The organism is Archangium sp. (assembly GCF_057119385.1).
Genome location: NZ_DBNGVP010000111.1, coordinates 23,024 through 45,539, shown reverse-complemented (window position 1 = coordinate 45,539; position 22,516 = coordinate 23,024). Strand labels below are relative to the sequence as shown.

Here is a 22,516-nt window from a genome sequence, read left to right as displayed (position 1 = left end):
CGCGACGCGTCGCCCTCGCGAACTTCCCTGGCCTTCCGCGTCACATCGACGTATGTTGATTCGCCGATATGGAAGAGCTGTCCCAATCCTTCCGGGCCCTGGGTGACCCGACACGCTTGCGCATCCTGCGGCTGACGGCGCGGGCGCCGCTGAACGTGTCGGAGCTGGTGTCCCTGGTGGGGGTGGCGCAGTCCTCGGTGTCGCACCACCTGGGCAAGCTCAAGGGGCTCGGCCTCATCCGCGAGGAGCGGCAGGCGGGCTTCACCTACTACTCGCTCGCGCTGGAGCCCCAGGACGCGCGCTGGCCCCTCATCCGCCTGGCCCGCGAGGCCGCGGACGAAGAAGGGGACCTGGCCCGGCTGGAGGACCTGCTGCGCCAGCGCGAGGACCGGCAGGCCCTCAACGAGCGGCTGCTGGAGCCGGGGCAGTCCTGGTTCCTGTGGGCGGGGGCGCTGGCCTCGCTGCTGCCGGCGCTGGACGTGGCGGACTTCGGGTGTGGCACGGGGGTGCTGTCGGTGGCCATCGCCCGGTGGGCCTCGCGGGTGTGGGCCATCGACCAGAGCGAGGCCGCGCTGACGCAGGCCCGCGAGCGCGCCGCCCGCGAGGGCCGCACCAACATCACCTTCCTGCGCGAGGACCTGCACCGGCTGTCGCTGCCCCCGGGCCAGCGCGACCTGGTGGTCATCTCCCAGAGCCTCCACCACATGGAGTCCCCCCCGGCGGTGTTGTCGGAGGCCGCCCGTATCCTCAAGCCCGGGGGCAAGCTGGTGCTGTTGGAGTTGATGCCCCACGACGAGCGGTGGGTGCTGGATCGGTTGGGCCACCGGCACCTCGGCTTCGCGCCGGAGACGCTCGAGGCTTCCCTGCGCGAGGTGGGCTTTGGCGCCCTCACGCGCGAAACGCATGCACGCGAGGGGGCGAGCCCCTTCCGCGTCTTCCTCCTCACCGGAGTCAAACAGTCATGAGCAGCCATCTTCCCGCCCCCCTTCCTCCTCCTCCGGGGCAGCACGGCCGACGCGTGGAGGCCCTGCGGGCCGCGATGCGCGAGCGCGTGCTGGTGCTGGATGGCGCCATGGGCACGCAGCTGCAGGCCCAGAACCTCAAGGCCGCGGACTTCGGCGGCGCCGAGTACGAGGGCTGCAACGAGTACCTCGTCCTCACCCGGCCGGACGTCATCCAGGGCATCCACGCCGCCTACTTCGCCTCGGGCGCGGACGTGACGGAGACGGACAGCTTCGGCGGCACGCCGCTGGTGCTGGGCGAGTTCGGCCTGTCGCACAAGGCGATGGAGATCAACATCGCCGCCTCGAAGCTGGCGCTCCAGGCCGCCGAGGCCGCCGAGGCGAAGGACGGGCGGATGCGCTGGGTGGCGGGCTCCATCGGCCCCACCACCAAGGCCATCAGCGTGACGGGTGGCATCACCTTCGAGGAGCTGGTGGACAACTTCGCCCTGCAGGCGGAGGGGCTCGCGCTGGGCGGCTCGGACTACCTGCTGATCGAAACGTGCCAGGACACGCGCAACGTGAAGGCGGCGCTGCTCGGGTGCGAGCGGGCCTTCCGCAAGCTGGGGTGGAAGGTGCCGGTGGCGGTGTCCGGCACCATCGAGCCCATGGGCACCATGCTCGCGGGCCAGTCCGTGGAGGCGCTCGCGGCCTCGCTGGAGCACGTGGAGCTGCTCTACCTGGGCCTCAACTGCGCCACCGGCCCCGAGTTCATGACGGACCACATCCGCTCGCTGGCCGCCCTGAGCCCCTTTCCCGTGTCGTGCGTGCCCAACGCCGGCCTGCCGGACGAGAACGGGCACTACCTCGAGTCCCCCGAGATGCTGGCGCGCTCGCTGCGCCGCTTCTGTGAGCAGGGCTGGCTCAACGTGGTGGGGGGCTGTTGTGGCACGCACACCGGCCACGTGAGCGCCATCGCCCAGGCGGTGAAGGGCCTCACGCCCCGCCGTCAGCTCCCGCCCCCGCGCTCCACGCTGTCCGGCGTGGACTTCCTGGAGGTCCGTGACGAGGAGCGCCCCGTCATCGTCGGCGAGCGCACCAACGTCATCGGCAGCAAGAAGTTCAAGGAGCTCATCGTCGCGGGGCAGCTCGAGGACGCCTCGGAGATCGCCCGGGCCCAGGTGAAGCGGGGCGCGCAGGTCATCGACATCTGCCTGGCCAACCCGGACCGGGACGAGCTCGAGGACATGCGCCGCTTCCTGGAGGTGGTCGTCAAGAAGGTGCGCGTGCCCCTGATGATCGACTCCACGGACGAGCGCGTGCTCGCCATGGCGCTCACGTACTCGCAGGGCAAGGCCATCATCAACTCCGTCAACCTGGAGGACGGGGAGGAGCGCTTCGAGAAGGTGGTGCCGCTGGCGCGCGAGTTCGGCGCGGCGCTGGTGGTGGGCTGCATCGACGAGCAGGGCATGGCCGTCACGCGCCAGCGCAAGCTGGAGGTGGCCGAGCGCTCCTTCGCGCTGCTCACCGGCAAGTACGGCATGAAGGCGGAGGACCTGTACTTCGATCCGCTCGTCTTCCCGTGCGCCTCGGGCGACGCGCAGTACACGGGCAGCGCGGTGGAGACCATCGAGGGCGTGCGTCTCATCAAGCAGCGCTTCCCCCAGTGCAAGACGGTGCTGGGCATCTCCAACGTGTCCTTCGGCCTGCCCACCGCCGGCCGCGAGGTGCTCAACTCGGTGTTCCTCTACCACTGCGTCCAGGCGGGCCTGGACATGGCGCTCGTCAACTCGGAGAAGCTCGAGCGCTACCCGTCGCTGCCCGCCGAGGAGCGCCAGCTGTCCGAGGACCTGCTCTACAACCGGGGTGGAGACCCGGTGACGCCCTTCGCCGCGCACTTCCGCGAGCGCAAGCCGAAGAAGGCGGACGTGAGCACGCTGCCGCTGGAGGAGCGGCTGCAGCGCTACATCATCGAGGGCAGCCGTGACGGCCTCCAGGCGGACCTGGAGCTGGCGCTGGAGAAGTACGCCCCGCTGGAGATCATCAACGGCCCGCTGATGAAGGGCATGGACGAGGTGGGCCGGCTCTTCGGCGCCAACGAGCTGATCGTGGCCGAGGTGCTTCAGAGCGCCGAGTCGATGAAGGCGGCGGTGAGCTACCTGGAGCCGAGGATGAGCAAGGCCCAGGCGGCCAGCCGCGGGAAGATCGTCCTGGCCACGGTGAAGGGCGACGTGCACGACATCGGCAAGAACCTGGTGGAGATCATCCTCGCCAACAACGGCTTCCAGGTGGTGAACCTGGGCATCAAGGTGCCGCCCGAGCAGCTGGTGCAGGCGGTGCGCGAGCACTCCCCGGACATCCTCGGCCTGAGCGGCCTGCTGGTGAAGAGCGCGCACCAGATGGTGGCCACGGCGGAGGATCTCAAGCGCCAGGGCGTGGACGTGCCCATCCTCGTGGGCGGTGCCGCGCTGAGCCGCAACTTCGTGGACCGCAACATCGCGCCGGCCTACGGGGGCGGCACGGTGGCGTACGCGCAGGACGCCATGAGCGGCCTGGAGCTGGCCAAGCAGATCGTCGATCCCAAGGCCCACGAGAAGCTCAAGGGCGAGCTGGCCGAGCGCCGCACGAAGCTCGCGCGGCAGGACCAGGACCGGCCCAAGGCCAGCGCTCCGGTGGTGACGGCGCGCAGCAAGGAGGTCTCCATCCTGGAGCAGGTGCCGCCCGCGCCGGACTACGTGCGGCACGTGTTGACCAACACCCCGCTGGACACCCTCTGGCGCTTCATCAACCCGGTGATGCTCTACGGGCGTCACCTGGGCCTGCGCACGGCCTCGCGCGCGCTGGGCACCCCCGCCGAGGCGGAGCTGGCGAAGACGGAGGAGGGCCGCAAGGCGCTCGCGCTCAAGGAGCAGGTGGAGCTCATCAAGGGCTCGCTGCGCGGCGGGCGCATGCAGGCCAAGGCCGTGTTCCGCTTCTTCAAGGCGGGTGGCGAGGGCAACCGCCTCCACCTCTTCGACGGCGAGACGGGCCAGCCCAGCGTCGTCTTCGAGCTGCCGCGCCAGGACAAGCCGGACGGGCTGTGCCTGGCCGACTTCGTCCAGCCGCTGGTGAACGGCGAGCCGCGCGACAACCTGGCCATGTTCGTCGTGACGGCCGGCCAGGGCATCCGCGAGCTGAGCGAGGAGTACAAGGCCAAGGGCGAGTTCCTGAAGATGCACGCCGTGCAGGCGCTCGCGCTGGAGACGGCCGAGGCCTACGCCGAGATGCTCCACACCCAGCTGCGCAGCATGTGGGGCTTCCCGGACAAGCCGGACATGACGATGCTCGAGCGCTTCCGCGCCGAGTACCAGGGCAAGCGCTACTCCTTCGGCTACCCCGCCTGCCCCCGCCTCGAGGACCAGACGCTCCTCTTCCAGGCCCTGCGCCCCGAGGACATCGGCGTCCAGCTCACCGACGGCTGCATGATGGAGCCCGAGGCCAGCGTCTCCGCCCTCGTCTTCCACCACCCCCAGGCACACTACTTCTCAGTGTCGTGAGAGGGTTGACGCCATGTAGAAGTCCATCCCCACTGGTGGCGCGGTGGGGCGGCTTGCCTCATCCTGGAGGCCCATGAGCACACGCAGTCCGGAAGGCCGTCATTTCGGAGTCGTTCGGGAGCTGAAGAACCAGTACGCGGAGGCTCAATCCCCGGCCGTTCCGAAGGAGCACCTGGAGCGCATCCAGGCGCGGGTGAAGGAGCTGGTGCCCTCGCTGATGGCCTGGCGGGAGCGCTTCCCGGCCATCCTCGCCTCGCGGCTCAAACCCGCCACGTTGGGGAGTGTGGCGGGCCACCCGGACGTGCCCCTCGAGCAGCACCTGCTCATCGCCAAGGCGGGCCTGCTGGTGTTCGCCGTGGACGACATCGCGGACGGGGAGATCGGCTCGCTGGAGGACGCGGAGATGCACCGCGTGCTCGAGCGCTACGTGGAGACGGCGCGCGCTCCGGACTCGCAGGAGTGGACGGGGACGGACGAGGCGAGCCTCGTGGGCGGCGCGGTCCAGGACGTGGCGAGGCAGCTGCACGCGGCCCCGGGGGCGCGGCGCTTCCTGGCGCTCTGGCAGGAGCACTTCCGGCGCATGTGCTCCGGCCACCTGACGGAGCTGCACGACAAGCGCCGCTACCAGCACGACGGCACGCTGCCCACGCTGGAGCACTACCTGGACGTGTCGCGGTGGACGTGCGGCGCGCCCATGTACCACAGCGCGGCGCTCGTGGTGCTCGGGCCGGACTTCGCGGCGGATCCGCTGCGCGAGCCGCTCGTGGAGCAGGCCCTGTCGGACATGGCGCTGCTGGGCCGGTGGATGAATGACGTGCGCAGCCTGGAGCGCGAGCGCGCCGAGGGGAAGGTCAACAGCCTCACCCTGCTGTGCGCGGCGGGCCTGTCCGAGGCGGAGGCCGAGCGCGAGGCGGTGAAGCGCTCCGGCGAGCACCTCGCGTCGCTCGCGGACGTCGCCGGACGGCTCCCCGAGCCGCTGCGTCCCTGGGGGAAGACGCTGGTGGCCACGGGCCACTTCAGCCGGATGTTCTACATGCAGCGCGAGTTCCACCATCCCGAGTCCCGCTCTTCCGAAGAGGACTGATGAAACGCATCCAGGACGTCTTGTTGGCGGAGCTGCACTCGCTGGTGTCCGCCCTGGGCTCGAAGGGTGGACTGATGAGCCCTTCCGTCTACGACACGGCGCAAGTGCTCCTGACGTTGCCTCCGGCGGAGGGGGGCTGGCCGGCGGTGGAGTGGCTGCTGTCCCAGCAGCACCCGGATGGGGGGTGGGGAGACCCGGCCATGCCGCTGCACCGGGACATCCCCACGCTGGCCGCCGTCCTCGCGCTGCGGGAGTACGGGCGCCGCCAGGGAACCCGCGCCGCCATCCAGGAGGGCGTGTCCTTCCTGCGCAAGCAGGCGGCGCTGTGGGCCAGCATGGCCAGGGATGATCTGCCCGTGGGGGGGGAGATCGTCCTGCCCAGCCTGTTGAACCAGCTCGACGCGGCCGGGGAGATGCACATCCCCCGCAGGCCCTATGGCAAGTTGCTCGAATTCGGCGAGCGCAAGCGCCAGTCCGTCGCGAAGCTGCCGAAGGTGCAGGGCATGCCCTGGAACCATGTCTGGGAGATCACCGGCACCGAGCCCGAGCCCTGGCTCATCGACGGCTCGGGAGGCCTCAGCCACAGCCCGGCGGCGACGGCGGCGTGGGTGAAGGCCGCCTCGGGCCGGCCGGAGCTGGAGGAGACCGCGCAGCGCGCCCGCGGGTACCTGGCCAACGCCGAGCGCGCGTGCGAGATGGGCATTCCCGGCGTCACCTCGACCATCTACCCGTTCGATCGCTACGAGCAGCTCTTCTCGCTCTACGCCCTGCAGATCGCCGGCGTGCTGAAGGATCCGCGCCTGGAGGGCGTGGTGATGCCCATCGTCCAGGAGCTGGCCACGGCGCTGGGCCCCAAGGGCATCGCCATGAGCGACCATTTCCTGCAGGACGGGGATGACACGGCGGCGGCCGTGATGCTCCTGCACGAGTTCGGCTATCCGGTGGACCTGTCGGTCCTCTACCGCTTCCAGAACGACAACCACTTCGTCGCCTACGCCGGGGAGCTGCACCCCTCGCCGACGGTGACGGCCCGCTGCATCCACGCCCTGAGGGTGATGGGCCAGGACGTGGCGCCCTTCCAGCGCTTCCTGCTCGACCGCCAGGACGCGGATGGGCGCTGGACGGTGGACAAGTGGAACCGCTCCTGGCTGTACACGACGGGCCACGCGGCCATCGCCCTCATCGGCTCGCCGCACGTGGAGGCGCTGCGCGAGGCCGTCGAGGCCGTGCTCGTCTGCCAGAACCGCGACGGCGGCTGGGGCACCAATGGCCCCTCCAACCTGACGGAGACGGCCTACGCGGTGTTGATGCTCGCCTACCTGGAGCGCCAGGGCTTCAGCCACCAAGGCATCCCCCTGGCACTGGACCGGGCCTTCGCGTGGATGCTGCAGAACTACCGGCCCTTCGCCCGGCCCGACACCAAGGTGAAGTGCTGGATCGCCAAGGAGCTGTACCGCGTGGACCGCATCGACACCCTCTTCGAGCTGGCCGCGATGCTGATGCTCGACCAGCGCAAGTCCAGGGAGCGCGGCGCCTGAGCCCCGGTCCGGGCGGCCGGACCCTACCTGCATTGCAGGCCCAGCCAGGCCCGGTCGAACCGGCAGGCGCGTAAATCCTGCTCGCGGATGAGGAGGTAGAGGTTGCCCGCGTCCCCCCAGGTGAAGCCGGTCTGGTCGTCCGAGCCGATCTGCCACAGCAGGCGCCAGGAGGAGGCACCGGGCTCGAGCCGGCGCGCCTCGGGGGAGTCGTAGCCGCGCGAGCCGCCGCAATACAGCCCGTGGGTGACGAGCTGGGCCTCCAGGCGGGCGTCGTTTTGTATCCACCAGGGATGGCCTTCCACCTGGTGGGCGTGCTCGCCGCCGGTGAGCCGCTCGCGCAGCACGGCGTAGTCGTCCGCCTGCGCCTGGCCCCACGCGTCCGCGGGCAGGGGGGCGCGGCGGTCCCTCGGGTCCGGCAGGCAGACGCCGAGCCGGGGCTCCAGCCGCAGCGGCAGATCGAAGGCGAGGCCCGCGTCCTCCAGCTCCTTCGGGGGCGCGAGGGGCACGGCCTCGTCGCGGTGGGGCGTCCAGACGAGCTTCCAGTACTCGCTGTCCTTGGGGTTGTACCCCCAGCGTTGCTCCTGGGCGTCGTAGAAGAGGGCGAGGACGCCATCGCGAGGCAGGTGGGGCAGGGCGTCGCCCCGGCACGCGGCGAGCTCGGCGAAGTCGAGCTGGCCCACGAAGACGAGCGGCCCCCGGGGCGAGCGGGGCCACGGCGTGCCCGGAGGGACGAGCGGGTGTCCTCCGTAGCGGCAGCCGGGCATGTCCGGGTCCTCCGCGTCGCGGGCGGAGAAGAGGAGGCAGGGCGCGGCGGCGGCCTCGAGGCGCTCGTGCCAGGCGTGGAGCGAGGAGGGAAGGGGAGGGAGCTCGAGCATGGGCGCGGCAGGGTACCCGACTCCGGGCGGCCACTGGTGCTTCCGTGGTAGGGAAGGGGCCATGATCACGCGCACGCTCGACCTGGACGGACCCGTTCACTACATGGACTTCGGCGGCACCGGGCCGACGCTGGTGCTGGTGCATGGACTGGGGGGCTCGCACCTCAACTGGATGAAGGTGGGGGAGCGGCTGGCCCGGCGGGCGCGGGTGGTGGCGGTGGACCTGGTGGGCTTCGGCCTGACGCCGCTGGAGGGGCGCTCGGCGAGCGTGCACGCCAACCAGGCGCTGCTGGACCGGTTCATCCAGGCGGTGTCCCCCGGCGCGCCGGTGTTGCTGATGGGCAACTCCATGGGCGGGGCCATCTCGGTGATGCAGGCGGCGCGCCGGCCCGAGCGGGTGTCCGGGCTGGTGCTGGTGAACCCCGCGCAGCCCCGGGCGGAGGGCACGAAGATGGAGCGGGCGGTGCTGCTCCAGTTCGCGCTCTACGCGATTCCGGGCGTGGGGGAGTTCTTCGTGAAGCGGCGCGTGGCGAAGCACGGGCCGGAGAAGCTGGCGCGGGGCATGCTCAAGCTGTGCTGCCAGGACTTGAATCGCTACCCGGAGGGCGTGGTGCAGGCGCACGTGGACTTCGCCCGCGAGCGGCACGAGCGGATGCCCTGGAGCAACGACGCCTTCGTGGAGGCGGCGCGCTCGTTGGTGAAGCTGCTGGCGCGCAAGAAGCAGTTCCGGGAGATGGAGAAGAGCATCCGGGTGCCCACGCTGCTGGTGCAGGGCTCGGAGGATCGGCTGGTGCCGGTGACGAACTCCCGGGAGCTGGCGCGGGTGCGGCCGGACTGGACATATGTGGAGTACCCGGGAGTGGGCCACGCGCCGATGATGGAGATTCCGGACGGGTTCCTCTCAACGGTCGAGACGTGGCTGGAGGGGCCGGGCCGGGGTGCGCTGGGCAACGGGGAGCGGGTGGCGCGGGCTTCCTGAGTTAGAGTGGGGCGCATGAGCGCGCCGAACATCCGCCGGGCCATCCAGCTGCTCCCCACGTGTGCCACCACGGGCATCGGGAGTCTTCCGCACACGCAGCTCGAGATGGGCCTGCAGGCCGCGCTCGCGCTGGACATTCCCTTCCTGCCGCAGCTGCCGGTGGGGAGGCCGGCGGAGTTCATGATTCCGCAGGCGCTCGAGGGGTTGCCGGGCCTGAGGTGGGACGACGAGGGCATGTGCACGGTGGACCTGGGGGCGTGGGAGGCGGGGCGGGCGGACTTCCTGGCGCGGCTGGAGGCGGGGCTGTCCTCGGGAGCGCTGGAGGGCTTCGAGCCCTCGCTGGACAACTGCCGGGCGTGGAGGCCGTTCCTCTGGGAGGTGGAGAACCGGAAGCTGGCGTTCGCGAAGGCGCAGCTGGCGGGGCCCTTCACGGTGCGCTCGGTGGCGCGCACGAGCGAGGGGCTCGCGACGCTGGACGTGCCGGGGTTGGACGAGGCCATCTTCCGGCTGGTGCTGGCGCGCTCGCTGGGGATGGTGAAGGCGCTGAGGCGGGCGGGGACGACGCCGCTGTTCTTCCTGGACGAGCCGGGGCTGTACGCCTTCGAGCGCTCCAACCCGAGGCACCTGCTGGCGATGCAGGAGCTGCGGCTGCTGGTGGTGGCGCTGCAGCGGGAGGGGGCGCTGGTGGGGGTGCACTGCTGCGGCAACACGGACTGGGCGAGCCTGCTGGACGCGGGGCTGGACGTGCTGTCGCTGGACGTGAGGCTGTCGCTGGACGCGGTGCTGGAGGAGTCGGGAGCGTTCTCGCGGTTCCTGGAGTCGGGGGCGACGCTGAGCCTGGGCATCATCCCCACGGACCTGGCGTCCACGTACGCGGTGGAGGAGCTGGTGGACGCGGTGGAGGTGTCGCTGAAGGCGGCGCTGCCCCCGGGACAGCGTTTCGAGCGGGTGGGCGCACAAGTCCTGCTGACGCCGGCCTGTGGCCTGGCGATGCGCACGGTGGTGGACGCGGAGCGGGTCCTCGAGCAACTCAAGGTGGCGCAGCGGAGGCTCCGGGAGGCCCTGTCCGCCGAGCCGTCCACCGCGAGACCCCCGTACGTCAGCTGAGCCCCCACCCCGAGGGCCCACCCCTCTCCCTCTGGGAGAGGGCTGGGGTGAGGGTCTACGCGAAACTCAGCGTCCGAGCTTCAGCTCGCGCTCGGCCTGGGCCCAGTCCTGCTCGTGCTGCCCATGGCCACCGCCGCGAGCCATGAAGAGCTCATAAGCGCGCCGGGCGATCTGCTCATGGGTGGGGCCGTTGCGGTGGGAGGCCGCGGCATTGCGAGCCGGGTTCTCCGGCGGCATGTGCTGGACCGGAGTGTTGTGGGACGTCTTGGAGTGCGTACGTGCCATGCGGGGCTCTCCTCCAGGTGCAAAGGAAGACTGCGGCCCGCAGCATCGGCACGGGGGCGAGGGAGGGAAATTGGCCCCGTGAGCCTCCGTTGCCGGAGAGACACGGGGGAACGGAACCTGTCCTCCAGCGGACGCTCCTCAGTCGCGAAGCGCACCGGCGGAGACAGCGGCCTCGAGGGCCTTGTGCATGGCGGTGCTCATGCCGAGCGAGGAGGCCTCGTCGGGGGTGCACCAGCGCAGCTCCTGGAAGGCGGGGGCGCGGGTGGGGTGCTGACGTCCCGTGACGCGCAGCAGCCGGAGCGAGAGGGCGCGGTGGGTGAGCTGCCGGCGCACGGTGCCGAGGTGGGCCCGCACGGAGACGTCGGCGCCGAGCGCCTCGGCGAGCTTCACGGCGGAGTCGGGGTCGGGCGTGTCGTCCTCGACCTCGGCGGCGGGCAGCTCCCAGAGCCCACCGAAGAGGCCCTTCTCGGAGCGCCGGGCGAGCAGCAGCCGGCCCTCATGGGCCCAGACGGCCACCGCGAGCGTCATCCGCTTGGGAACGGCGCGCACCTTGGCGGGAGGCAGCTCGTCCACGCGGCCATGCCTGTACGCGAGACACGCCTCGCGCACGGGGCACAGCAGACACAGAGGATTCTCCGGGCGGCACACGGTGGCGCCGTGCTCCATGAGGGCCTGGTTGAAGTCACCGGGCCGCTCGCCGGGGACGAGCGCGGTGGCGAGCTCCCACAGCCGGGCCTCGCGGGCGCGGTCTCCGGGGGGACCCTCGACCTCGAAGATGCGCGAGAGCACACGGGCCACGTTGCCATCCACGAGGGGAGCGGGCTCACCGAAGGCGATGGAGGCCACGGCCCCGGCGGTGTAGCGGCCGAAGCCGGGGAGGGAGAGCAGCTCGGCGGCGGTGGAGGGGAGCCTGCCGCCGAAGCGGGAGACGATCTCCTGCGCGGCGCGGTGCAGGTTGCGGGCGCGCGAGTAGTAGCCGAGCCCGCGCCACCCGGCGAGCACGTCGGGCAGGGGCGCGGCGGCGAGCGCCTCCACGGTGGGGAAGCGCTGCAGGAACCGCTCCCAGTAGGGGATGACGGTGGCCACCTGCGTCTGCTGGAGCATGACCTCGCTGAGCCAGATGGCGTAGGGGTCGCGCGTGCGGCGCCAGGGGAGGTCGCGCTTCTGCCGGTCGTACCACGCGAGCAATCCGTCACGGATGGACTCGCGGCGAGTGGGCTCGACGAGGGGCGCGGGGGAGGACGCCTTGCGCTTGCGCTGGGGGCTCATGTGCGCGGAGGGCTCACGGCGCCTTGGCGGGGTTGACGATGCGGCGGGCCACGCGGTCGAAGAGCGAGGGCATCCACCGGTTGGCGAGCACCATGACGCGGCCGGGGAGGGTGAGGACCGTTTCCCGGCGCTTGCGGCGGCTGGCGCGCACCATGGCGGAGGCGACGGTGGCGGAGCTCATCGCGTTCAAGGGGATGGCGTCCTGCTTCCAGCCCTCGGCGTTGAGGCGGGCGTCGCGGAACTCCGTCTCGGTGAGGCCGGGGGAGACGAGCAGCACGGAGATGCCCTCGGCGGCGAGCTCGGCGCGCAGGGACTCGGTGAGGAGATTCACGGCGGCCTTGGAGGCCCCGTAGCCCCCGAGCAGGGGCAGTCCCCGGTGGCCGAGCACGGAGCTGACGTTGACGACCTGGGAGCCGGGAGCGCGCTTGCGCAGCAGGGGGAGGGCGGCGCGGGTGACGCGCACGAGGCCGAAGAAGTTGATGTCGAAGACCTGGCGCAGCTGGGCCTCGCTGAAGCCCTCGACGGGGCCGTAGAGCCCGAGCCCGGCGTTGTTGACGAGGATGTCGAGCCCGCCGAACGCGGCCTCCGTCTCGCGCATGAGACGTGTGACCTCCTCCTCCACGGTGACATCACAGCGGACGGGGAGGGCCCGCACGCCGAGTGCTTCCACTTCGCGCGCGGCGTCCTGGAGTGGGGACTCGCGGCGGGCGGCGAGCACGACGTGGGCGCCCTGGGAGGCGTAGGCGGAGGCGGCGGCGCGGCCGATGCCACTGGAGGCGCCGGTGATGAGGACGACCTTGCCCTGGAAGTCTCTGGTGGCCATGAGGCGGGGCACCATAGCGGCTCGGGGGAGGGGGAAAAGGACCTGCTGGGGAGTGCCTGCACGCCTGTCCCTCTTTCGACTTCAGCGAGCGCGCGTCTAGGATGCGCGCCTCCCATGCGGCGCACCTCCTTCGCGAACGATTTCTCCTGGTCCAAGAGCCGTCACGAGAAGCTCCAGGAGTGCCTGAGGGCCTACTACCTCTACTACTACCGCTCGTGGGGCGGCTGGGAGTCGGGGGCGCCGAAGGAGGTGCGGGAGCTGTACGTGCTCAAGAAGCTGGGCAACCGCTACGCGTGGGCGGGCAGCGTGGTGCACGACGCCGTCAAGGACGCGCTGCTGGACATCCGGGCGGGGCGCGCGGTGGAGCCGGAGAAGGTGGAGGCGAGGGCGCGCAAGCTGATGCAGGACGACTTCCGGTATTCGCGGGGCAAGTCGTACTGGACGCAGAAGTACCGCAAGACGTTCTCGGGGCTGGTGGAGCACGAGTACGACGAGCCCGTCACGGACGAGGCGTGGAAGCAGAACTGGGAGACGGTGCGCTCGGCGCTGGCGTGGTTCTTCGGCTCGCGCTGGCCGGAGCTGGCGCGGGGGCTGAAGCCGGCGCAGTGGCTGGAGGTGGACGCGGGGGCGGACTTCTCCACCTTCACGATGGATGGGGTGAAGGTGTTCGCGATTCCCGACTTCGCGTACGTGGACGCGGACGGCTCGCCGGTGGTGGTGGACTGGAAGACGGGGAAGGCGCGCGAGGGGTATGACGAGCAGGTGCTGGGCTACGCGCTGTACGTGTCGCAGCGCTACCGGCTGCCGATGGAGAAGGTGCGTGCGTCGCTGGTGTACCTGAACGACGGGGTGGAGCATCAGGTGCAGGTGGACGCGGACGCGGTGGAGGGCTTCAAGTCGCGCTTCGCGCAGAGCGTGGCGCGGATGCGCGAGCTGCTGGCGGATCCGGCCAGCAACACGCCGAAGGACGAGTCCGCCTTCCCGCAGACGGAGAACCTGTCGGCGTGCACGCGCTGCGCGTTCCGCCGGCCCTGTGGACGCGAGGCCGCGGCGGCGAAGGTGGCCTGAATCACTCCGGCGAATGCAATTCACGGCGGATGGGCGGGCCGACCTGGAAGTCCCGGAAGGTGGCGACGAAGCCGCTGCGCTGAGGGGAGCAGGCCATGGGGCCGACGCTGGCCGGACGCCCGGGCGGAAGATACGCGAGCCGGAGCATCCGGAAGACCGCGCCATCGAGCGCATATTCCACGCGCACCGCATCCCCATGGCGGCTCAACCGGAGCGTTACCTCGTCCGGCGGCTGGGTGAGCGGGAGCACCGACCAGTCGGAGAACTCCCGCGTCACCACCACGCTGAGGTGTTGCACGCCATCGGTGTACTCGATGCCGGCTTTGAGCCAATGGCGCTCGTCCAGGCGGACCATCAACCCGGCCTGGTCGTACAGCGCCCGGTACTCTCCCGAGAACCGGACGGTGGCGGTGAAGTCGCCCTCCACCTCCTGGTGGAAGAAGTGCCCGCTGTCGCGGATGAAGCCGTAGTGGGTCTCGCGCCAGAAGTCCGTCTGGTCGCCCGTCTCGAGGGTGAGGTGCCCCTCGCTGGCGGTCCAGCGCGGGGGAGGGTTGTGCCACTTCATGCCTTCCTCCTGTGCTCATACGAGCGGGCAGGGCATATCAAAGCAGGGCACGGACAGGTGACCTTCCGCTGGCACAGGTGGCACAGCCGCTGGCACGGGTGGGCGTCGCGCCGTGCCACTCGCAAACCCCTGAAAGTGCTCGGAAACGGGCCCGCGGGTGTGCCTCCCAACCCAGGCATGGCCATTGCTCTACCCGGAGACGGTTCAACAAGGAGAACCTCTCATGACCCTCTTGAAGACAGACCGCTCCCGCGGGCTCCTCGCCGCCCTCGTCCTCGCCGCCGCCGCACCGGGCTGCGGCACCTCCGATGCCCAGCCCGATGCCCAGCCCGAGGAGAAGGAGACGCCACAGGTCGCGCAGGTCGCCTCGGCGATCACCGCTCCGGCCGGTACCGGCAACTACTGCAGCGTCACCTATCCCAGCGGTGGCTGGGGCTTCGCCTTCTACAAGACCGGTGGCGGCGATCCCTGCGATTACATCAACGACACCCTGGGCAGTGGCTTCACCATCCAGCGCAAGGGGCTCTACTCGGGCGATGGGGTGAACAACGTGGTCGTGCGCTGCGATCCCAACTACGTCTACATCTACGTCGGCACGGGTGACGATCCCCTGGGCTGGGCCTTCAACGCCGCGAAGGGCAAGTCGAACTGCGTCTTCACCGTCGCGCCCAAGAACCTGCCGATCTTCAACTCACCGTTCAGCCTGTCCACGAGCTACACCCACGTCACCGGCTTCGACTTCGCCAAGTGGCCGTACAACACGCTCGACGTGACGCAGTTCGGGCAGGCGGGTTCCACCACGGCCACGGTGGTGGACTGGAAGGGCCGCGACCGGAGCCCACCGGCCTACAACTTCATCGACGGCCACGACGGCCACGACTGGTTGCTGAACGCGGGCGAGCCGATCCGCGCGGTGGCCGACGGCTACGTGATGGTCGCACGCGATTGGCAGAGCCCCGCCTCCTGCGGCGGTGACGTGCAGAAGGAGATGTTCATCCGCCACACCGTCAATGGTCCCTCGCCGGGCCCGTACTCCTATTACGAGCAGTTCGTGAGCTACTACGCCCACTTCAGCTCGTACATCGTGAAGGCGGGCGACTACGTCACCCAGGGGCAGATCATCGGCTACGCCGGGACGACGGGCTGCTCCTCCGGCAACCACCTGCACCTGTCGGTGCTGAGGCTGACGAATACCGCCGACAAGCTGCTGGAGACGCTGGCGACGTACGCGGGACCCAACCAGCACAGCAACGGCTGGCAGATGGCCATCGAGCCGTACGGCTTCGCTCCGCCGAGTGGTTTCGATCCCTGGGGCTGGAGGGGCTACCCGGATGGTGCGCTGAGCATCAACCTGTGGAAGTCGGGCCAGGCGCCGGGCACGGGGAGCTGGTAGCCCCCCTCGCCACAGGGACGATCAACGGCTCTGCGAGAGGCGGCGTACCACGACACCGGCCGCGTTCATGCCGAACACGGAGGTGACGAAGGCCACGCTGCCGTCGATCTGGTTGCGGTGCTCGCAGCTGTGGAAGTCGTTGTCGTTGGGGCACACGCAGGAGAAGCCGTCATCCGCGTCGTAGCGCAGGGACAGGGGCTGGCGCCGCTGCTCGATGGAGTAGACGGCGGTGATGCCCGTGGGCCGCTCGGTGGGCACGCCGTACTTGCGCTTGAGCAGCTTGCGGATGTCCTTGGCGAAGGGATCCATGTGCGTCTCGCACAGGTCCTCCACGCGGATGGCGGTGGGATCCAACCGGGCCGCGGCGCCCATGGAGCTCACCACCGGAATGCCCAGGCTGACGCAGCGGTGCAGCAGGTGCAGCTTGGCCTTCACGTTGTCGATGGCGTCCACCACGTAGTCGTAGCTGCCCGGGGCGAGCAGCTGATCGGCCAGCTCGTCGCGGTAGAACTCGCGCAGGCCCTGCACCTGGGCGTCCGGGTTGATCTCCTTGCAGCGCTGGGCCATCAGCTCGGCCTTGGGCTTGCCCACCGTCTTCGCGGTGGCGTGCAGCTGGCGGTTGCCGTTGGTGACGCACACGGTGTCGAAGTCCACCAGCGTGAGGTGACCAATCCCGCTGCGCACCAGTCCCTCGGCCGCGTAGCTGCCCACGCCGCCCAGGCCGAAGACGATCACCCGGGACTTCGCCAGCCGCTCCATCGCCGGGTCGCCGAGCAGACGGCCAGTGCGGTCGAAGCGCCGGTGCAGCTTGAAGGGCTTGGGCTCCGAGGGAGCGGGGGTGCCAGTGGCGGCGGGGACGGCTTCCGGGGGAGTGGGCTGCGGATTCATGAAGGGCCTCTATAGCGCGACCGCCTCCCTACCGCTAAGGCCGGGGAAAGGCTTCCCGGAACAGGCGGCGGGCGTTCTCGGTCGTCCGCTGGGCAAGCTCCTCCACCGGCTGCCCCAGCACCCGGGCCATGCCCTCGAGGATGCGCGGCAGGTAGCCGGGCTCCGAGCGCTGCCCCCGGTGGGGCGTGGGGGCTTGGTCCGGGGCATCCGTCTCCACCATCAGCCGCTCCGGGGGGATGACGCGCAGGGCGTCCAGCGGCTTGCGCGCCTCGGCCCAGGTGACGGGGCCTGCGAAGGAGAAGTGGCAGCCCTTCTGGATGTAGAAGCGCGCCAGGTCCGCGCCCCCGCCGTAGCTGTGCATGAGCACGCCGGCCTCGGGCAGGGGCTCCTGCTTGAAGAGCTCGATGAGGGCGGGGTGGGCGCGGAAGCAGTGCATGAGCACGGGCAGGTGGTGCTTGCGCGCGAGCTCCAGGTGCCGCCGCAGCACCGCCACCTGCCGCTCCATGGGCGCGCCCGCGGCCGAGGGCCCATCCAGCCCACACTCGCCCACGGCGATGGCGCCGCCCTGGGAGAGCAGCGCATCCAGGCGCTCGAGGTGCGCTTCGTCCTCCTCGGGTGGGAGGTCCGGGAGCAGCTGGGGGTGGATGCCGAGCCCCACCTGGAGGCGTGGCTCGGCGCGGGACATGGCGAGCAGGGGCTCCCAGTTGTCCGGTCCTACACCGGGGACGAGGATGCCGTGCAGTCCGGCGGCCCAGGCGCGGGCGAGCACCTCGTCCCGGTCCGGCTCGAAACGCGACGCATCGAGATGGCAGTGGGTGTCAATCATCGGAAAGGTCCGCAGGCACTTCGTTCGTCCGTCGTTCAGCCCGAGACAGCCGCCGCGGTGTGGGGACCCGGATCAGTCCCCGAGCCCAGGGGGGCGAGCCTATACGCACGCGGCGGTTTCGGAGGGTCCATATGACCAGGCGGGCATCAACGCGGATGGCACCCTGAGCAGTGCCGCGCCCACCGTGCTCACCCCGGCGGCCCTGAGGGTGCGGACCGGTCTCGGCAACGACCACCGCCCGCGCTGGCAGCCGCGGTCGTCCCCTGACGCACGAGCAGGGCCCGGCGCCCGCGTCCCGGAGGCCACGGGGCGCGGGCGTTGTCCTGTGTACAGTCGGCCGCATGCCGAGGCCGGGGACTTCCCTCTCCATCACGGACGTGCCCCGAGGGCCTCCGCGTGGGCTCACCACTCCCCTCGGGCCACGAGGCCGCTGGGGGAGGGGAGACTCAGCCTTCCAGGACGATGCGCCGTCCCAGGACCCGGGTCATCTGCGGCGAGGTGACGAGCTTGAGCACCTCGAAGCTCTCTCCGCCGGCCGTGTCGTAGGCCGCCGCGATGAGCTCCCCCAGGGTGAGCAGCGCCGGAGCCGCCTTGCGATGGGTGGCCCTCCGGGGCGTGGGCATCGCCCTGCGTCCCTGCCGCTGGACCGAACCGCGCTTGCGTGTCGCCGTCTTGGCCATGGTGTCCTCCCACCTGCCACATGTGGGTCGATGGACTGATCAGCCCTGTAGCATATGCATGCGGCATGCCAGGGGCTCGTCCGCCTGCCTGTCATGGAGAATCAGGGACTTGCAGTCACCACTCGCCTCGGACCGTGGGGAGGGATTCCAAACTTCGTTCAATCTTCCGTGGGGGAATGACTCGTTTCGTTGAGGCTTTTCGTACACATCTGACATGGGAGTCAGGTAAGGCCACCGGCATGAACGTCCAGGTTCTCTTCCACGACAGCTGCTTCGACGGGGCCGCGAGCGCGGCGGTCTTCACCCGCTTCTACCGCGAGCGCGTGCGTCCGGATGCCCGCTTCAGCTACCGGGGCCTGTCCCACCAGGCGGGGGGCGCGGCCATCGATCCGGCCGTCTTCACCGGGGACGAGAACGTCATCGTCGACTTCCGCTACAGCCAGGACGCGCGGCTCACCTGGTGGTTCGATCACCACGTCTCCGCCTTCCAGCAGCCCGGCGACGAGGCCCATTTCCGCGCCGACACCAGCGGGCGCAAATTCCACGACGCGCACCGCAAGAGCTGCACCGTGTACCTGGCGGACGTGGCGCGCGAGCGTTTCGGCTGGGACTCCTCTCCGCTGAAGGAACTGCTGCACTGGGCGGAGATCATCGACGGCGCGCTCTTCCCCAACCCGGAGATGGCCGTGGCGCTGGAGGAGCCCGCGCTGCGCATCATGACGGTGCTCGAGGCCAACAAGGATCCCGCGCTCATCCCCCAGGTGATCGAGCGGATGCAGACGGACTCGCTGGCCGCCATCGCCGCCTCGCCGCTGATCGCCACGCCGCTGGCGCCGCTGCTCGAGCGCCACCGCCAGCACATCGAGCTGGTGCGCGCCAAGGCCCGTTACGAGAACGGCGTCGTCTCCTTCGATCTGGCGGACGAGGGCGTGGACAGCCTCAACAAGTTCATCGCCTATGCGCTCTACCCCGAGGCCCGCTACACCCTCTGGGTGGGGCAGGGCCCCTCGCGCGCCAAGGTGTCGCTCGGCTCCAACCCCTGGCGGCCCCAGGAGCGGCGGCACGACCTGGCCGCCATCGCCTCGCGCTACGGCGGCGGCGGGCACCCCGTGGTGGCCGCCATCAGCTTCAAGGCCGGGGAGCTGGCGCGCGCCCGTTCCGCCTGGATGGAAATCCTGTCCGAGCTGTCGGCTTGAGCTCGGCTCACTACGTCTTGCGCACCTCGCAAAATTTGCGAGCGTCCAGGCCGCAACGCGTGCGGTGATCGCCATCGGACAGTCGTGCTTTCGGGGGGTTGGCAGGCGGCCCACCGTTTGCTTGGCGTCCTGGCTGTGATCGGTTTCCCGCCATTTTTCCAGCAGGCTCGCAACTCCGGGCGGGGCCCGAGGCCAACGGCCCCCGAGAGGGCGAGCCGCCGGGCGGGCCGGTTTGCTTCTTCTCGGTGCGTTGAGGGATTCTTTACCCCGGGAGGGACCCAACCTCGTGGATCGGCCTTCCTCCAGGGGCACGGTGTTGGGCTGCCAACTTTCAGCAATCTGAGAATTGTTTCCTTCCCGTGTAAACGGGCGTAATCTGTTCTCCGTTATAGAGTCGCCGGAATGACGAACCACGCGAATCCAACCAGACACGAAGGGCGGGAGAGGGGCTTCACGCTCCTCGAGGTGCTGCTCGTGCTGGCCATCCTGGGCGTGCTGACGGGGATGGCGGTGGTGGCCTTCGACGCGGTGGGACGGCGGGGTGCGTTGCAGAACGCGGCCTTCGATTTCCAGGGCGCGATGGTGTCGGCGCGGACGCGGGCGGCGTCGCGCGGCTATCCGGTGTGGGTGGTGCTCTATCCGGAGGCCAACCGCGCGAGCCTGACGGATGGCATGGGCGCGTTCGTCGTGGTGGAGGATCACGCGAGCACCTACGTGCGCTCCCCCGCCGAGCTCTTCAAGCTCGAGCGCAAGCCGAGCGAGGTGGGCGGCAAGCCGCTCGTGTCGGCGGTGTACTTCCTCGAGGACTACAACAAGAAGGTCCGTTTCGAGACGCTGACGCCCGGCGAGGTGGGCCTGTTCGGCGCGCCCTTCGAGAAGCTCGCGGCGCGGACGTGCAGCTTCTGCACGACGGGCGCGTTCGTGTCCGGCGCCCTCGGCTTCTTCCCGGATGGCAGCGTGCGCTTCGTGGATGGCGAGGGCGACTTCGTCTCCGGCACCAACCAATCCCTTGCCCTCCGCAGTCTGGAGGGCCGCAACCAGCAGCTGTTCGCCATCTCTGGCCCCTCTGGCTACATGGCGGTCTTCAGCCCGGACAAGCACTAGCCTCGGAGGTACTGCCGTGGACTCCACTTCCCGCCGCCCCGTCCGCCGCAACCGTCACGCCCGCCGGGGTGTGTCCCTCATCGAGGGGATGACTGCTTCCGTGGTGCTGCTCATCGGCATGGTGGGCGTCTTCCAGGGCATCATGGTGGCCAGCCGGCAGAACATGATGGCCAACCACGCCACCCGCGCCTCGGGCATCGCCTCGCAGGTGCGCGTGGCGCTGGACACGCTGGGCTGGGCCCGGGTGATCGGCACGGCGGAGCGTCCCGGCCTGCTGGCGGGCCAGCGCTGCAACGCGACCGACGAGGTGCGCGCGCTCACCGGCGGCCTGGATAACCTCACGCCCGGCGACGACGACCAGTGGCGGGTGCGCTGCATCTTCGACCTGGATGCCTACGAGCAGGTGGCGCTGCCCACCCTGCGCGTGCTGCCCAGCTACGCCGCCTCGGACATGAGCCACTTCCGGCGCGTCCTCGTCGTCGTCGACACGCTGGACGAGGCCACGGGCGTGACCGTCAACCAGGTGACGGTCGTGGTATCCTGGGTGGAGATGGGCAAGCGCCGCTTCGTGCGTCAGAACTTCGGGTTCTACGACTCGGGCCCGTTCGGCAACGAAACCTACGTCGAGATCTGATGGGTTCCATGATCCCCTCGAGAAACTCCCAGGCCCTCGCGCCGCGCGGTGTCACGCTGCTCGAGCTGATGGTGGGCACGGTGACGACCACCATCATCCTGGCCGCGGTGGCCGTGTCCTTCGCGGGCGTCCAGGGCTCCTACCAGACCGAGTCGCGCATCAAGGTGGCGGTGGAGGGGGTGCGCACGGCGACGCAGTTCGTCGAGCAGCGGGTGCGTCTGGCGGGTTACGGCATCGATCCGCGCTTCGCGTTCGACTTCAACCCCGGGGGGCTGCCCGGGGAGACCAAGTCCAACCACACCCTCGTGTTCGCCCACGGCGCGCCCAAGTCCGTCACCGATGACCTGGCCTTCCGCTACCGGGACGCGGCCTACCTGCGCCGGGGGCAGTTCCTGGGGGCGGCCGGCGTCCAGTTGGAGCCGGGCTCCTCGTTCGGAGTGGATCTGGCCAAGGGCCAGCGCCTCCTCGTCTCGTGCAACAACGGCAAGAAGTACCTGGTGCTGAAGGTCAACGCGGGGGGAGTGGCCAGCAACGCGGGCGCCTCCGCCAACTTCACGGTGGACACGAAGCTGTCCTCCACCACCCAGGACGACACGTGCCTGGCCAAGGTGGGGGAGCTGGACGCCCCCTACATCATGCTGCTGCACGAGGTGCGCCTGCGCATCATGGACCTGGGGGGCCGTCCGTTCCTCATGGCCTTCCAGGGCCTGGATGAGCTGAACATGGACACCGCCGTCCCGCTGGCCGCGGACGTGGAGTCCTTCCAGGTGGCCTACCTCATGAACCGGCCGCCGCAGGAGGGACCCAACGCGGAGCTCCCGCCGGTGGACGTCGCCTCCGACGAGCCCAACTGGATCCTCGGGGACGTGAACAGCGCGGACTCGAATCGCCACCCGCCGCAGCGCGATCCGCTCCAGCCGGAGCCCAAGTACAGCGATCCCTACGATGCCGCCATCCGCTACGCCAACCACCCGGCCAACATCCGCGCGGTGCGCGTGGCCATCTCGGTGCGCTCGGCGACGGCCGAGCCCAACGGGCGCCGGGGCTTCGTGCGGGAGGACCTGGAGGACTCCGGGGAGTTTTCGCTGCCGGATGGCTACTACCGGACCAACATGACCACGACCGTGCGCGTGCCGAACCTGCTGTCGCGCTCCGGTTTCAACCCGCCGGTGGGGGCTCTCCACCCCTCCGGTTCCAACGTGTGGGGAGGCTGACCATCATGCAGCTCAGGACGAGGGCTCCCCGCGGCAACGCCCTGATGTTGACCCTCATCGCCATCGCCGTGCTGATGGTTCTGGTGGGGGGCGCCATCCAGTTCACCAACTACAACCGCGAGGCCACCGTCGAGAAGCTGCGCGGTGACAAGGTGGGCGCCTGCGCGGACGCGGCGCGCCGCCATCTGCTCTCGCGCCTGAAGCTGTTCCGGGCCACCACGGAGCTGCAGGTGCTCGACACCCGCCTCATCGATGATCCGGATCCGAGCGCGCGCTCGAAGATGAAGACGGGTCACTACGGCTCGGATGACGCCGTGAACACGGTGGTGGCCGTCAACGCGGTGGCCATGGGCGAGGCGACGAAGCAGGCCCGTGACATCGCCAATACCGTGACCGACTCTGGCGGCACCCTGGGCGGCAAGTACTACCGCGTGGTGGTCAAGTGCCAGGAGAGCGGTGGTCGCGAGTCCGAAGTCGAATTCCTCTTCCGTTACGGCCTGTGAGGAAAGGC

Annotated in this window: 21 protein-coding genes; 13 read left to right on the top strand and 8 right to left on the bottom strand. The window is 70.1% G+C overall.

The window, feature by feature from the left end; all coding sequences use genetic code 11:
- Positions 1-68: 68 nt before the first annotated feature.
- The 4 genes from AC16DP_RS26645 to AC16DP_RS26630 all read left to right on the top strand — a co-directional run bounded on the left by AC16DP_RS26645 (position 69) and on the right by AC16DP_RS26630 (position 7,099).
- On the top strand, positions 69-965 hold the full coding sequence (locus AC16DP_RS26645) for an ArsR/SmtB family transcription factor (protein ID WP_329734048.1): 897 nt from the start codon (positions 69-71) through the stop codon (positions 963-965).
- The gene (gene metH, locus AC16DP_RS26640; protein WP_329734047.1) at positions 962-4,477 is read left to right on the top strand and encodes a methionine synthase; all 3,516 of its coding nucleotides are present in this window, start codon (positions 962-964) and stop codon (positions 4,475-4,477) included. Before AC16DP_RS26645 ends, metH begins: the two co-directional genes overlap by 4 nt.
- A gap of 73 nt (positions 4,478-4,550) precedes the next feature.
- Complete coding sequence (locus AC16DP_RS26635; protein ID WP_329734046.1) at positions 4,551-5,561, top strand: terpene synthase family protein; 1,011 nt, start codon at positions 4,551-4,553, stop codon at positions 5,559-5,561.
- Complete coding sequence (locus tag AC16DP_RS26630) at positions 5,561-7,099, top strand: prenyltransferase/squalene oxidase repeat-containing protein (RefSeq protein WP_329734045.1); 1,539 nt, start codon at positions 5,561-5,563, stop codon at positions 7,097-7,099. Before AC16DP_RS26635 ends, AC16DP_RS26630 begins: the two co-directional genes overlap by 1 nt.
- Before the next feature lie 23 nt (positions 7,100-7,122).
- Here the strand turns inward: AC16DP_RS26630 and AC16DP_RS26625 are convergent, their stop codons facing one another.
- Positions 7,123-7,974, bottom strand: a complete 852-nt coding sequence (locus AC16DP_RS26625; RefSeq protein WP_329734044.1) for a YwqG family protein — start codon at positions 7,972-7,974, stop codon at positions 7,123-7,125.
- A gap of 61 nt (positions 7,975-8,035) precedes the next feature.
- On the opposite strand from AC16DP_RS26625, the gene AC16DP_RS26620 reads away from it, so the two are divergent.
- Positions 8,036-8,953, top strand: coding sequence for an alpha/beta fold hydrolase (locus AC16DP_RS26620; protein WP_329734043.1), 918 nt, complete (start codon positions 8,036-8,038; stop codon positions 8,951-8,953).
- Positions 8,954-8,968: 15 nt separating this feature from the next.
- Positions 8,969-10,060 carry a uroporphyrinogen decarboxylase/cobalamine-independent methonine synthase family protein gene (locus AC16DP_RS26615; RefSeq protein ID WP_329734042.1) on the top strand — a complete coding sequence of 364 codons (1,092 nt, stop codon included), beginning with the start codon at positions 8,969-8,971 and terminating at the stop codon, positions 10,058-10,060.
- Between the two features lie 66 nt (positions 10,061-10,126).
- Here AC16DP_RS26615 and AC16DP_RS26610 read toward each other — a convergent pair whose 3' ends face one another.
- From AC16DP_RS26610 to AC16DP_RS26600, 3 genes are all read right to left on the bottom strand, one after another.
- Complete coding sequence (locus AC16DP_RS26610) at positions 10,127-10,345, bottom strand: DUF2934 domain-containing protein (RefSeq protein ID WP_329734041.1); 219 nt, start codon at positions 10,343-10,345, stop codon at positions 10,127-10,129.
- Between the two features lie 138 nt (positions 10,346-10,483).
- On the bottom strand, positions 10,484-11,614 hold the full coding sequence (mutY, locus tag AC16DP_RS26605; RefSeq protein WP_329734040.1) for an A/G-specific adenine glycosylase: 1,131 nt from the start codon (positions 11,612-11,614) through the stop codon (positions 10,484-10,486).
- 13 nt (positions 11,615-11,627) lie between these two features.
- Entirely contained in the window at positions 11,628-12,437 is an 810-nt protein-coding gene (locus AC16DP_RS26600; protein ID WP_329734039.1) for an SDR family oxidoreductase, read from the bottom strand.
- Between the two features lie 114 nt (positions 12,438-12,551).
- Between AC16DP_RS26600 and AC16DP_RS26595 the strand changes: the two genes are divergently transcribed.
- Positions 12,552-13,505: a PD-(D/E)XK nuclease family protein gene (locus AC16DP_RS26595; RefSeq protein WP_329734038.1), complete on the top strand. Its 954-nt coding sequence runs from the start codon at positions 12,552-12,554 to the stop codon at positions 13,503-13,505.
- A 1-nt stretch (position 13,506) separates the two neighbouring features.
- Here AC16DP_RS26595 and AC16DP_RS26590 read toward each other — a convergent pair whose 3' ends face one another.
- Positions 13,507-14,070 (bottom strand): DUF1349 domain-containing protein, encoded by a 564-nt coding sequence (locus AC16DP_RS26590; RefSeq protein ID WP_329734037.1) that lies wholly within the window; start codon positions 14,068-14,070, stop codon positions 13,507-13,509.
- Between the two features lie 223 nt (positions 14,071-14,293).
- Between AC16DP_RS26590 and AC16DP_RS26585 the strand changes: the two genes are divergently transcribed.
- The gene (locus tag AC16DP_RS26585) at positions 14,294-15,463 is read left to right on the top strand and encodes a M23 family metallopeptidase (protein ID WP_329734036.1); all 1,170 of its coding nucleotides are present in this window, start codon (positions 14,294-14,296) and stop codon (positions 15,461-15,463) included.
- A gap of 21 nt (positions 15,464-15,484) precedes the next feature.
- On the opposite strand, the gene AC16DP_RS26580 is transcribed toward AC16DP_RS26585, so the two are convergent.
- The 3 genes from AC16DP_RS26580 to AC16DP_RS26570 all read right to left on the bottom strand — a co-directional run bounded on the left by AC16DP_RS26580 (position 15,485) and on the right by AC16DP_RS26570 (position 17,857).
- Positions 15,485-16,351, bottom strand: a complete 867-nt coding sequence (locus tag AC16DP_RS26580) for a tRNA threonylcarbamoyladenosine dehydratase (RefSeq protein ID WP_329734035.1) — start codon at positions 16,349-16,351, stop codon at positions 15,485-15,487.
- Positions 16,352-16,385: 34 nt separating this feature from the next.
- A complete protein-coding gene (locus tag AC16DP_RS26575; protein WP_329734034.1) occupies positions 16,386-17,177 on the bottom strand; it encodes a TatD family hydrolase in 792 nt (263 codons plus the stop codon).
- Between the two features lie 446 nt (positions 17,178-17,623).
- Complete coding sequence (locus AC16DP_RS26570; protein WP_329734033.1) at positions 17,624-17,857, bottom strand: hypothetical protein; 234 nt, start codon at positions 17,855-17,857, stop codon at positions 17,624-17,626.
- Positions 17,858-18,096: 239 nt separating this feature from the next.
- Between AC16DP_RS26570 and AC16DP_RS26565 the strand changes: the two genes are divergently transcribed.
- The 5 genes from AC16DP_RS26565 to AC16DP_RS26545 all read left to right on the top strand — a co-directional run bounded on the left by AC16DP_RS26565 (position 18,097) and on the right by AC16DP_RS26545 (position 22,508).
- A complete protein-coding gene (locus AC16DP_RS26565; protein WP_329734032.1) occupies positions 18,097-19,053 on the top strand; it encodes a DHH family phosphoesterase in 957 nt (318 codons plus the stop codon).
- 402 nt (positions 19,054-19,455) lie between these two features.
- Complete coding sequence (locus tag AC16DP_RS26560; RefSeq protein ID WP_329734031.1) at positions 19,456-20,157, top strand: pilus assembly FimT family protein; 702 nt, start codon at positions 19,456-19,458, stop codon at positions 20,155-20,157.
- A 16-nt stretch (positions 20,158-20,173) separates the two neighbouring features.
- On the top strand, positions 20,174-20,791 hold the full coding sequence (locus tag AC16DP_RS26555) for a prepilin cleavage protein (RefSeq protein ID WP_329734030.1): 618 nt from the start codon (positions 20,174-20,176) through the stop codon (positions 20,789-20,791).
- Positions 20,792-20,799: 8 nt separating this feature from the next.
- Complete coding sequence (locus tag AC16DP_RS26550) at positions 20,800-22,005, top strand: prepilin-type cleavage/methylation domain-containing protein (RefSeq protein ID WP_329734029.1); 1,206 nt, start codon at positions 20,800-20,802, stop codon at positions 22,003-22,005.
- 5 nt (positions 22,006-22,010) lie between these two features.
- Positions 22,011-22,508: a hypothetical protein gene (locus tag AC16DP_RS26545; protein WP_329734028.1), complete on the top strand. Its 498-nt coding sequence runs from the start codon at positions 22,011-22,013 to the stop codon at positions 22,506-22,508.
- The last annotated feature ends 8 nt before the right edge of the window (positions 22,509-22,516 follow it).